At 46.8% G+C, this 12052-nt stretch carries 10 protein-coding genes; 7 read left to right on the top strand and 3 right to left on the bottom strand.

What is annotated here, in order from left to right:
* Positions 1-312: 312 nt before the first annotated feature.
* On the top strand, positions 313-2727 hold the full coding sequence (lon, locus tag OP864_RS00230; RefSeq protein ID WP_270099326.1) for an endopeptidase La: 2415 nt from the start codon (positions 313-315) through the stop codon (positions 2725-2727).
* A 58-nt stretch (positions 2728-2785) separates the two neighbouring features.
* Here the strand turns inward: lon and OP864_RS00235 are convergent, their stop codons facing one another.
* Positions 2786-5092, bottom strand: coding sequence for a hypothetical protein (locus OP864_RS00235; RefSeq protein ID WP_270099327.1), 2307 nt, complete (start codon positions 5090-5092; stop codon positions 2786-2788).
* Between the two features lie 264 nt (positions 5093-5356).
* Positions 5357-6349 carry a tRNA dihydrouridine synthase DusB gene (gene dusB / locus OP864_RS00240; RefSeq protein ID WP_270099328.1) on the bottom strand — a complete coding sequence of 331 codons (993 nt, stop codon included), beginning with the start codon at positions 6347-6349 and terminating at the stop codon, positions 5357-5359.
* 143 nt (positions 6350-6492) lie between these two features.
* On the opposite strand from dusB, the gene OP864_RS00245 reads away from it, so the two are divergent.
* From OP864_RS00245 to OP864_RS00260, 4 genes are all read left to right on the top strand, one after another.
* Positions 6493-7680, top strand: coding sequence for a lysophospholipid acyltransferase family protein (locus tag OP864_RS00245; protein ID WP_270099329.1), 1188 nt, complete (start codon positions 6493-6495; stop codon positions 7678-7680).
* 227 nt (positions 7681-7907) lie between these two features.
* On the top strand, positions 7908-8711 hold the full coding sequence (locus OP864_RS00250) for a 3'-5' exonuclease (protein WP_270099330.1): 804 nt from the start codon (positions 7908-7910) through the stop codon (positions 8709-8711).
* A gap of 29 nt (positions 8712-8740) precedes the next feature.
* Positions 8741-9436: a CoA transferase subunit A gene (locus OP864_RS00255; RefSeq protein ID WP_270099331.1), complete on the top strand. Its 696-nt coding sequence runs from the start codon at positions 8741-8743 to the stop codon at positions 9434-9436.
* A gap of 18 nt (positions 9437-9454) precedes the next feature.
* A complete protein-coding gene (locus OP864_RS00260) occupies positions 9455-10114 on the top strand; it encodes a CoA transferase subunit B (RefSeq protein WP_014373075.1) in 660 nt (219 codons plus the stop codon).
* A 269-nt stretch (positions 10115-10383) separates the two neighbouring features.
* On the opposite strand, the gene rpsU is transcribed toward OP864_RS00260, so the two are convergent.
* Positions 10384-10578 (bottom strand): 30S ribosomal protein S21, encoded by a 195-nt coding sequence (gene rpsU / locus OP864_RS00265; protein ID WP_014373077.1) that lies wholly within the window; start codon positions 10576-10578, stop codon positions 10384-10386.
* A gap of 252 nt (positions 10579-10830) precedes the next feature.
* On the opposite strand from rpsU, the gene OP864_RS00270 reads away from it, so the two are divergent.
* Positions 10831-11238 carry a DUF7793 family protein gene (locus tag OP864_RS00270; RefSeq protein WP_270099332.1) on the top strand — a complete coding sequence of 136 codons (408 nt, stop codon included), beginning with the start codon at positions 10831-10833 and terminating at the stop codon, positions 11236-11238.
* Between the two features lie 117 nt (positions 11239-11355).
* Positions 11356-11766: a DUF7793 family protein gene (locus tag OP864_RS00275; RefSeq protein ID WP_270099333.1), complete on the top strand. Its 411-nt coding sequence runs from the start codon at positions 11356-11358 to the stop codon at positions 11764-11766.
* The last annotated feature ends 286 nt before the right edge of the window (positions 11767-12052 follow it).

Below are 12052 nucleotides of genomic sequence, written 5' to 3' on the forward strand. Positions count from 1 at the left end.
GTGGCCGAAGGCCAGACCAAGGCGCTGAAAGCGCCGCAGGGCCGAGCGAATAGCGAGCTGCGAAACAGCCCGACCCAGCCGCAGGCTGGGGCAGCCCCAGAAAAAAACAAGTCAAAACGGCAGAATATATAGAAGGGAATAGCTTTTGGCTTATAGAGGGCCGGTTTAAAAAAGCAGCTTGTTTACTTATTTTTTTTAGTTAGAACAAGATTAAGCGGGCAAAACTACTTAGTTTAGGCCCAAACCGACTGACAAGCTGTCAGCAACTGGCAGCAGAAGCCGAGAGGCTTGCATTCATTACAAATAATCAGCATGTCAAAAAAAGAAAACGATTTGAGTCCAGAGGAAGAAATGGAAATTTTACCCTTTTTTAGTGTAGACGAGCAAGAGGAGCGTTTGATGCAAGAAGAGGAATATAGTTATGACCTTCCTGTTTTGGCATTGAAGAACACTGTTTTGTTTCCGGGAGTAGTGATTCCTGTGACGGTGGGCCGCGAGCGTTCTATAGCGGCGGTACAAGATGCCTATGCAGATGGTAAGCATATTTTGGTTTTTGCCCAGAAAGATATGGAGGTCGATGAGCCAAAATTGAAAGATTTGCATGCCTTGGGCGTGGTGGCTAAAATTCTTCGTTTGATCAAAATGCCCGATGATAGTTATACGGCTATTTTGCAGGGGCGTCGTCGGACGGGCAGAGAGCGCAAAGCGCTGCAGACCCTTCCGTTTTTGCGGGCCGAGCCTATTTTGTTGGTTGATGAGCCCCCAAAAAAGAAAGAGCAAATTGAGTTTGAGGCGACCTTACAATCTATACGAGAGAAAAGTGAGGCCTTAATAGATATTAGTCCGCAAATTCCTTCAGATGCGGTACAGCTGCTGCATAAAATCCAGAACTCTGGTTTTTTGGTCAATTTTGTGGCCACCAATATGCAGGTGAGCGTGAGTGCCAAGCAGGAGCTACTCAATGAGAGTAAGCTGCTCAAGCGGGCCAAAATCTTGTTGGAGCAATTGAGTATTCAGTTGCACATTACTGAGATTCGGGCCGAATTGGAAGAAAAAGTGCGGGAAGAGATGGAGAAGCAGCAGCGGGATTACATCCTCAACCAGCAGATGAAGTTGATTCAGGATGAGCTGGGCGAGAATCCGCAGAGCCAAGAAGTGGACCGTTTGCGGGCCAAGGCTGCGGATAAAGACTGGTCGGAAGCGGTGCAAGAAAAATTTGATCGGGAACTCCGTCGATTGGAGCGCACCAACCCCATGGCGCCTGATTACTCTCTTACGCTCAACTACTTAGAAACCTTGGTCGATTTGCCTTGGAATGAGTTTAGTGAGGATAATTTTGATTTGAACAAGGCCGAAAAGATTTTGGACCATGACCATTATGGTTTGGACAAGGTCAAGGATCGGATTTTGGAATATTTGGCGGTTTTGGAATTGCGCCAAGACATGAAAGCGCCAATTATTTGCCTCTTGGGCCCTCCCGGTGTGGGAAAAACCTCTTTGGGGCGTTCGGTGGCTTCGGCTCTTAACCGAGAATACATTCGGATGTCGCTAGGTGGCCTACATGATGAGTCCGAATTGCGGGGGCACCGTAAAACCTATATTGGGGCCATGCCAGGTCGCATCATTCAATCTTTGAAAAAAGCGGGGAGCTCTAATCCCGTTTTCATTTTGGATGAAATTGATAAAATGGGCCGTGGACAAAGAGGCGACCCCTCTTCTGCCCTACTAGAAATCCTTGATCCCGAGCAAAATAGCAGCTTTTACGACAACTATTTGGAGTTAGATTATGACCTTTCTAAGGTGCTCTTTATTGCTACCTCCAACTCCTTGAGTTCTATTCAGCCGGCCCTTTTGGACCGTATGGAAATCATTGAGCTATCGGGTTATTCGGTAGAAGAAAAGCTAGAAATTGCCAAGCGCCACTTGATTCCCAAGCAGCGCAAAGAGCATGGGCTTTCGGGCAATCAGTTTAGAATTGGGGCCAAAGCGCTACAAACCTTAGTCTCGGATTATACCCAGGAGTCGGGCGTGCGTAAACTAGAGCGCCAGATTGCTCGTTTGATGCGGATTGCGGCCAAGCAAATTGCGCAGGGCGATAAAAAGCAGGTTCGCTTTAGTACGGCTCAGGATGTGGAAGATGCCTTAGGCATTAAAACCACCGTTAAGGATATTTATGAAGAAAAGTTGCCTGCTGGTGTAGCCGTTGGTTTGGCTTGGACCCAAGTGGGGGGAGAAATTCTCTTTATTGAGGCCAGCTTAAGCCCGGGCAAGGGCAAGCTTCAATTGACGGGGAACTTGGGCGATGTGATGAAAGAATCTGCGGCCTTGGCCCTTTCTTACCTTAAGAGCCATGCAGAAGAGTTTGGCATTGAGGCCAGCCTTTTTGAGCAAAGAGATGTGCATTTGCACGTTCCTGCCGGGGCTGTGCCCAAGGATGGACCTTCTGCGGGAATCACTATGCTTTCGGCCCTAGCCTCTGCCTTTAAGGGTAAGGCCTTGCGCTCTCATTTGGCCATGACCGGAGAAATTTCTTTGAGAGGTCGCGTGCTTCGAGTAGGCGGCATTAAGGAAAAGATCTTGGCGGCCAAACGGGCTGGAGTCAAAGAATTGATCCTTTGCGAGGACAACCGTCCGCATGTTATGGAAGTAAAAGCCGAATATATCAAAGGCCTAGAATTTCATTATGTCAAGCGCATGGAAGATGTACTCAAAATTGCCTTGCGTTAATTTTAGCTCAGCGCTATAAACAAAAAAAGCAGCTCTTAGGAGCTGCTTTTTTTGTTTATTAGCCTTTCATCTTCACTATTTTCCGCTCTGCTCGCTTGAGGCGGAGCTTAATTTTTGCCTTTTTCACTGGGCTTTGATCAACGGCCTTGCTACTGCCTTTGGCTTGTAGCAACTGGCCCAAATCTCCGCTCCAGATGGGAATGCGAAGAGGATTTTCGCCTGTTTTTTCTTCCAGATAAATTTGAATTCGGTCCTCTCTATGGGCCCGCAAAGAGCGTTTAAACTGCTCTTTTACGGTTTTGCCTTTAAAGAGAGCGGGTAGGGTTTTGCTCATTTGGACCTCATTGCCCACCATAATTTCATACTTCCAATTGGTTTTTGTTTGGGTAGAATCTAGCTGCAGGCTATCTGTCATCCACTTAAGTGACTGCAGATCAATTTGAAAGCTTACATTATGCAGGGTTTTGGGCAACTTGCTTTCGCTTTTTTGTTCGGCCAATAGGACCTCTCCCGTTTTGCGATCGACAAACTGATAACTAAGGGCTACTTTTTCATTGGCCAAAAGGCGGCGATGCGGAAAAAGCACATGAATTTGGGTAGAGTCTAGCGCTAGTGCAAAACTATCTTGTCCTATTTCTACTAGGCCTTCTCCTACCGTATTATAGCCTATAAAATCAACGCCATTTCGCAATCCATCAAGCAGCAGCATAGCACGTCCCCGATAGAGGCGGGGCAATTTTGCTTTTAGGGTCACCACATAACCAAAATCATTATTTTGGACCCGGTCCATAGCCAACTCCTCTTCTAAGAGTAAATCAGTTAGCGTATCGGGGCGTTCAATCAATGGGCTGCGTTCGTTAATAATGGGAATTTCTAAATCGGGGATCAAGCTCATCTTCAGGCGAACTTGCGGATCATCTAGGTCCAGATAAGGAATAAAAAAGGCCAAGCTATCTTTTGCCTTCATGTTGGGCTGCTCATAGACCCCATGCAAAAGAGATGTAGGCAGGCTATCTTTGGGCAGTTCCTGCATAGGGTAAACGGTTTGGACCAAGGGTTGCCCCAGTAAATTCTCAAAGTTAATGCGCAATTTAGAGTATTGATGCACATCTTTTACTGCATAAGAAAAGCTAATCTTTATTCCTTTTGCCCCTTCATAATCTACATCTTCTTCTACAAAGGTGCCCGAATAATACATATAGGGCGGAAACTCTAGGGGTTGGAGGAAAATATAGGGTGCTGCTTCCACAATATTTTGTCCACCTCCATCAAAGTAAAACTCAATCTTTTTAATGGAAGAGTTCCAGGCATAATGCGGAATAAAATAGCTCAATCGGCCATTTTCGGGCAGTTCCATCAATTCGCCGGGCTGCGCTTGGCCTTCGACCAAAGAATAAAAAAGTGGAATTTTCACTTTTTTGCCTTCTACATCCGAGAAAACAAAATCGGGACGCATTTTTTGGCCCCTTAGGCTTTTGGGCAAAAAGTACTCAAGCACCAATTTTACACCTCGGCGGCCTTCATAAATAAAGTCATCTTGTATATAAGTACTAATGGGTTGTCGGCTTCTTTTGCTCAGGCCCATCGTATAATTTAGCCGTTTGATTTGGCCAAACATCTCCCCTTTTTGCGATTTGCGCAAGTCTTTGCTGGCTGCAGCTAGTGGCAGGCGGCCCAAAAAATCATCTTCTAGACCATCTTCATCATAAAAATTGATGTAGAGCTCCTCCCCTTCTAGGGCAAAAAATTGGGCTTCTTCGGCGGGGGCCTCATAGCTATTGGGCTGCAATTTAGAGCTATACACCGGGTAGTCACTCCCATTAGTGCTAATGGTCCAATAAACATCTGGCGCCCCTTCTTTGGGCGAACCAGAATCGAGCAAACGAGCCGTTCTCTTTACTTCCGCCTGCTCCATCTGAAACAAAATGCTATAGGTTTGCGGCTGCGTATATGAAATAGTATTGCGGTACTTTAAAAGGCCTGGCACCTCATAAATAAACTCAATTTCCTCCTGTGGACCTGCTGCTACAGCCAAGTCTCTGTAGGCCACAAAACGGCGGCGTTTCTGCCATTCATTGGGTTTTAGGACCAAATAGCTGCTGCTATCGCTAAATACCTCTTGCCCATATTTTCGGGCGCTAAGTTGCTGCTTATAGGTCAGCAAATAACGGCTATTACTAGGATATCGGCACTCAAAACTGAACATAATTCCCTTGGTCCCCTTGTCGGACATCTCGATATTTTGCTCAAATTTAAAGTTGCGTACCTCTAATTTTTGGTCTAGCAGATCAATTTTTTCTTGTGCCCATAGGCTGCCGTAAAAGCAGCTCGAGACAACAAAAAAGAGGGTAAAAAATACTTTCATATAGTGTGTGTGTTATTGCTCCAAAGAGCTATGATTAGGCTTGTTCTTCTATCTTTTATAGGGGCTGAAGCTGCAACTGACTATGCTGTATCTTTTTTTGGGGCTTGCCGCCTTTGGCGGCCGGGCCATTCCGTGGCTCGCAGGTCTGCTCGGCCCTGCGGGGCTTTCGCTTCGCTTCAGCCCCTGGGTCTGCGGCTGCGCCGCACCACTTCATGTCCCTAAGCCTGCGGCGGCTTCGCCGCCTGTCCACCGCAAAAAGGGCCTTTAGCTAAAGACATAATCGGCGTAGCGGGCCTCAATTTCTTCCAAAACGGCAAGCAGATCGGGCAGCTCCATCAGCGTAACCAGTTTTTTGCGGTATTCTTTCACGCCTGGCATCCCCCGAAAATAGTTGGTATAATGGCGGCGGGTTTCCAAAACGCCCAAAACGGGCCCTTTCCATTCTACGGCCCGAATAAGATGACGGCGAGCAGCATCTACTCGTTCATGAATATTGGGCGGAGCCATTTTTTCTCCTGTTTCAAAGTAGTGCTTAATTTCTCTAAAAATCCAGGGGTAGCCAATAGCCGCTCGGCCGATCATGATACCATCCACCCCATAGCGTTCTTTGTATAGCATAGCTTTTTCGGGGCTATCAATATCGCCATTACCAAAAATGGGAATATGGATGCGGGGATTTTCTTTCACTTTGGCAATATGCGACCAATCCGCCTCGCCTTTATACATCTGGGCCCGAGTGCGGCCATGAATACTCAGGGCCTTGATGCCTACATCTTGCAGCCGCTCGGCCACTTCTTCAATTTTGATGCTGTTATGATCCCAGCCCAAGCGGGTTTTCACTGTTACCGGCAGTTTGGTTGACTTCACCACGGCTTCGGTCAATTCCACCATGCGGTCAATATCTCTTAAGATACCTGCGCCAGCCATTTTGCAGACCACTTTTTTCACGGGGCAACCAAAGTTAATATCTAAAACTTCGGGTTGGGCTTCTTCTACAATTTCGGCGGCCCGCATCATAGAATCTAGTTCGGCCCCAAAAATTTGCACGCCAATGGGGCGTTCTTCTGGATAAATATCTAATTTGACTACACTTTTCTTTGCGTCTCGGATCAGCCCTTCTACTGAAATAAACTCCGTATACATCATATCGCAGCCCTGTTCTTTACAGAGTGCACGAAAAGGGGGATCGCTAACATCCTCCATCGGGGCTAGCAAAAAGGGGAATTCTCCCAAAGAAAGATCTCCAATTTTAACCATAGTAGTTTTATGTTCTGTTTTGCGCAAAAATACGACGAACAAAGGTAAAAGCCTTTGAATCTATCGCTTTTTTGGACCAAAAAGCCAGAGAATCGAAGAACTCCTCAATTTTTTATAAATTTGGTGATAAATGAACCAACTCCATGAGCGATAAAAAAATCAAAGAAAAGACCCTCCCCAAACTCAAGAAGCGAAAAGCCTGCACGCCAGAGCAAATTGCAGCCAATAGGCATATCTATGATGATCATTTTCGTATGGGCTTTGTGCGTCAGTTCAATCGAGAGATTTATAGTTTGATGGATCAAAACTATTTTCGGCCCGAATTCATTGGCTTTGAGGAGCTTCCAGAGCGGAACCGTCCTGAACATCCTGTTATTTTTGCCAGCAACCACTCGGGTATGGCTTTTCCTTGGGATGGGATGATTTTTGGCTCTGGTCTTTCTAAAATGCATAAATTTGATCCTAAAAAGCAACTCAGGGTACTTACGGCCCCTATGCTTTCTCAGACGCCAGCCATGCATCCTTATTTTATGTTGCATGCTTGGAAACTAGCGGGAGGCATAGATGCCAGCTTTCTCAACTTTGAGACCATGATGCATTATCCCGATGGCCAACTATTGATTTATCCTGAGGGGGTTCCTGGTATTGGCAAGGGCTTTAATCGTCGGTATAAATTGCAGCGTTTTTCTAGCTCCTTCATTCGGATGAGCTTAAAATATAAAACGGATATTGTTTGGTACTCCACCATCAATGCCGAGTATGTGGCCCCTTTGATGTACAGCCACAAAGGCGTGAATAAGGCCATCAATAAAATTGGGGTTCCTTTTCTTCCCTTGGGTCCTTTGACTCCGCTCTTACTCTTTCCTGCGGCTTTCTTTCTCTCTTTTCCCAGCAAAATGACCTTTGTTCGGGGCTCTCGGATTCGGCCCTATGAATGGACCGACAAGGCCTTTGAAGAATTGACCGAGGCCGAGATTGAAGACATCCGCCAAAAGGTACAGCAGCAATGCCAGAAAGAACTAGACCTAGCCAAGGCCGAACATGGCGGGCAGCCCTACCGTTTGGGCGAACTGCTCCGAGTCATCTTTAAAGGTTTTCCGCTCAATACTCCCTTGGGTTGGCCCATGCTATTTCATGAATTTGAGAAACAATGGCATCAGAAGGGCAAAAAAGGAGAAGAGGTAAAGGTATATAAAGGCTTTGGGGCCTCTATTTATTTGCTCTTCCGCAACCCTATTTGCTTCCTTTATTTTATTCCCTTTTTTGGTTGGCTGGCCCTAGTGGCTTATGGCCGTTGGCGCTGGGAAAACGGATTTAAGGAGAAGGAATAGGCTTAGCGCTGGCTGGCCTAGCGATGTGCAGCAGTGCGGCGCAGCCGCAGACCAAGGCGCTTTGCGCCGCAGGGCCGAGCGAATAGCGAGCTGCGAAACGTAGCGCCTGCCGAAGGCAGGAGGCCCCAAAAAACGCCTAAATCCTTTAGTTATTCTAAGATTTGATTATCTTGAGTCTGGCCCAATAGCGGCCATTTATTTTCATTACCTTATTAGAAAAAGGGCGAATGCAATTTCAATTGGATAAAGATCTCTGCTTTTTAGATTTAGAGACTACAGGCGGGGATATTATGAAGGACCGCATTGTGCAGATTGCACTAATTAAGTACCCCAAAGATGGCGGAGCGGCTATTGAGCGCTCTTATTTGGTGAATCCGGGGCAGCCGAGTTCGGCAGAGGCCTTGGCCATTCATGGCCTTGGTGAGCAGGAGCTCAAAGATGCGCCTCCCTTTAAGTTATTGGCCATTGAGCTGCTCGATTTTATTGGCGATTCCGATTTGGCGGGCTATAATTCTAACCGCTTTGATATTCCCGTTTTGATGGAAGAATTTTCGAGAGCGGGCTTTGAGTTTTCGATTGAGGGCCGTCGCTTGATTGATGCCATGCAAATTTTTTATAAAATGGAGCCTCGAACGCTTAAGGCAGCTTTGCGTTTTTATTGTGGGCAAAATTTGGAAAATGCCCATGATGCCCTAGCCGATACTCGAGCTACGGCGGAGGTCCTCAAGGGGCAAATTGAGCGCTATGCGGAGAGCAATTGGCAGGACCCGAAAACCGAAAAAATTTATGAGCGGCCTGTAAAAAATGATATGCAGGCCCTACATGATTTTATTCAGCAAGCCAACCGAAAAGTAGATTTAGGCGGCCGTTTTGTCCGCAATGAAGAGGGCATTATCCTCTTTAATTTTGGCAACCAGAAAGGGCAGCCCGCCTATAAACACCCCAACACTTTGCGCTGGATTATCGACAAGGAATTTCCGGTGCAAGTAAAAAATATTGCCCGCGCCATTTTAGGGGGCAAGCTCAAGTAATTTACTAACAAACAATCGCATAACCCATTATGAACAAAGTTGTGGCAAATGCCCAGGAAGCCATTCAGGGCATAGAAGATAATATGACGCTGATGCTTGGTGGTTTTGGCCTTTGTGGCATTCCAGAAAATGCTATTTCGGCCTTGGTCCAAGCTGGCATTAAAAACCTTACCTGCATTTCTAATAATGCTGGTGTAGATGATTTTGGCATCGGCCTGATGCTTCAGCAGCGACAGGTCAAGAAGATGATTTCTTCTTATGTTGGCGAAAATGCTGAATTTGAGCGGCAGCTCCTGTCTGGCGAGCTAGAGGTCGATTTGGTTCCTCAGGGCACCTTGGCCGAGCGTATCCGTGCTGGCGGAGCGGGAATTCCCGCCTTTTATACGCCTACGGGCTATGGCACCGAGGTGGCCGAGGGCAAAGAATGTCGAGAATTTGACGGCCGTATGTATATTATGGAAACGGCTCTTTCTGCCGACTTTGCCTTGGTAAAAGCCTGGAAAGGCGACAAACACGGTAATTTGGTCTTTAAGGGTACCGCTCGAAACTTTAACCCTATGATGGCCAAAGCGGGTAAAATCACGGTGGTCGAAGTGGAAGAACTGCTTGAGCCCGGCGAACTTCATCCCAATGAAATTCATATTCCTGGCGTTTATGTGCAGCGCATCTTCCAAGGTGTAGATTATGAAAAACGTATTGAGCAGCGCACTGTTCGTCAAGCCTAACCCTTAAAATTTAATCTTATGGCACTCGATAAATACGGCATTGCCCAGCGCATTGCCCAAGAACTACAAGACGGCTATTATGTTAATTTGGGCATCGGGATTCCCACTTTGGTCGCCAATTATATTCCCGAAAATATGCAGGTTTTTCTGCAATCTGAAAACGGCTTGCTTGGTATGGGCCCCTTCCCTACCGAAGAACATGTAGATGCCGACCTCATCAATGCGGGCAAGCAAACGGTTACGGCTTTGCCTGGCGCTTCTTTGTTCAGCTCGGCCGAAAGCTTTGAGATGATCCGGGGGGGGCATATTGACTTGACCGTTTTGGGCGCTATGGAAGTGGCCCAAAACGGCGATATTGCCAACTGGAAGATTCCGGGCAAAATGGTTAAGGGTATGGGTGGTGCCATGGACCTAGTGGCTTCGGCCAAAAACATTATTGTGGCCATGCGACATACCAACCGCAAGGGCGAGTCAAAGTTGTTGCCGAGCTGTAGCCTACCACTTACGGGCGTGGGCTGCATCAAAAAGGTAGTCACTGACTTGGGCGTCTTCGAGATCAAGGAGAATGCCTTTCATTTGTTGGAGCGGGCGCCTGGCGTCTCGGTCCAAGAGATTCGGGAAAAAACCGCTGGGGCTTTAGTCGCCTCCGATGATTGTCCAGAGATGAAATTAGCTTAAGATTTGAACCACTCCTTTTTGGGGTGGTTTTTTTTGGGGCCCGCGGCCGCCCTTTAAGGGCGGCCGCTAAATTCATGAGGGTTTCAACCCTCATTCATAGGTCATCGCAAAGCGATACCATTTTTGCGGTGGGTTTTAACCTACCGAAAAAAGCCTTAGGTCGCTTGGTCTGGGCATTGGCTAGCGCTGGGCCATTTGGACCAATGGACATAAAAAAAGACCCTACCTTTTGGGGGTAGAGCCTTAGCTAATGTCAAAAAAGTAGCGAGCTAGAGATCGAGCTTGCGCTCGCGAACATCGCGGTAAACCGCTTTGAGCTTCTCTGTACGACGCACCACAGATGGCTTTTCAAAGTGTTTGCGTGTACGAACTTCACGCATCAATTTGGTGTCTCTTACTTTACGCTTGTAACGGCGTAGGGCGCGGTCGATAGTCTCGCTATCTTTTACATTGATAATTAGCATAAAAACCCCCTTGGTTTAGGTTGAAAATAAAAAAATAAAAGTGCATCTAAAAAATGCTTCGCAAATATCTACTATTCTAGCTAGAATCCCAATTTATATCAGAATATTTTCGAGACTTTTTGCTGATTATTGGATGGCCCTTTAATAGATGGAATGATTGTTTAAGCTTCTGTGGTATTTCGCACAAAAGAAGCCTAAGAGAGGGCTTAGCTTTGGGGGTTCCTAAAATTACATTTTATCCACAACAGCAAAATGTCGTATCATCCCGAAATCAACCACATTCAGATGGATTGTGGTCATTTGTCTTTTATAGCGGACAGCAATATTATCCTATTGCGTATTGAGGCTAATTATTATATGCAGCTAGCCGACTCTTTATCCGTCAAGAAAAATCTTCGGATTTTGGCGGCCCAAAAAGAGAGCCCGGTATATCTCTTAGTCGATATGCGCCAGATTAAGGGGGCCAGTGCAGCGGGCCGCCGAATTTTTGCCGATAAGGAAGAGCCATTGGCAGCGGTTTGTGCCCTTTGGGTCAAGAGTCCGCTCTCTAAACTTTTGGGCAACTTTTTATTGGGCATCAACAAGCCTGTATTTCCTGCTGCTGTATTTAAGCAAAAAGAGAAGGCCCTAGCTTGGATAGAACAGCAGATAAAAGAATAATTTTGGGCGATTCTTCTACTTTTTCATTTTAGCGACTAAACTTCTTTCTCTTTGCTCCGTCTCTAGGTCAAGAAAAAGGCATTGGGCCAATTAGCAAAAAAGATAAACGCCTAGAAGATGCAAGCAACAGATTATAAAAAAGAAAAAATAGAATTGGCCTCTGGCTATATTTACTGGCCCTATGGACAGCCTATTTTAGAGCAGGTCGTTAGCAAGAACTATAAGGTAGAGACAAAAGATGCCCAAGAAATTGATCAGACGATGGCCAGAATGGCTGCTGCTCGTGGGCAAGCCGTTTATCATTTGGCCGATATTCGACAGATTAAGGGCGGCAGTGCAGAGGCCCGCAAACAATTTAATGAAGGTCCCCCAGCCTGTGTTCGGGCCACAGCTGTGCTGATTTCTGGAGCGGTTTCTAGATTATTGGGCAACTTCCTCATCCAATTGAATCATGCAGATATTCCCATTCGGCTGTTTGTTGATCGAGAGGAAGCTATTAAGTGGTTGTTGGAACAAGTTGAAGAATAAAAAATAGCCGCTGCGGATGCAGCGGCTATTTTTTGCGGTCTACAGGCGGCGAAGCCGCCTGCAAAGGCGCGCAGCGCCGCGGCTGAGGGATGGAAAGTGGGGCGGCGAAGCCGCAGACCAAGGCCGTTAGGCCGCAGGGCCGAGCGAACAGCGAGCCACGACACAGCCCGACCCGCCCAAGAACTCATGAGGGTTTTAACCCTCATTTTGTATAGCTTCGCAAAGCGATACTGCTTTGCGCTGGGTTTCAACCCGGCGGAAGGGGCAGCCCCAAAAGAAAAAAGGA

Source organism: Saprospira grandis (assembly GCF_027594745.1).
Lineage (GTDB): Bacteria > Bacteroidota > Bacteroidia > Chitinophagales > Saprospiraceae > Saprospira > Saprospira grandis.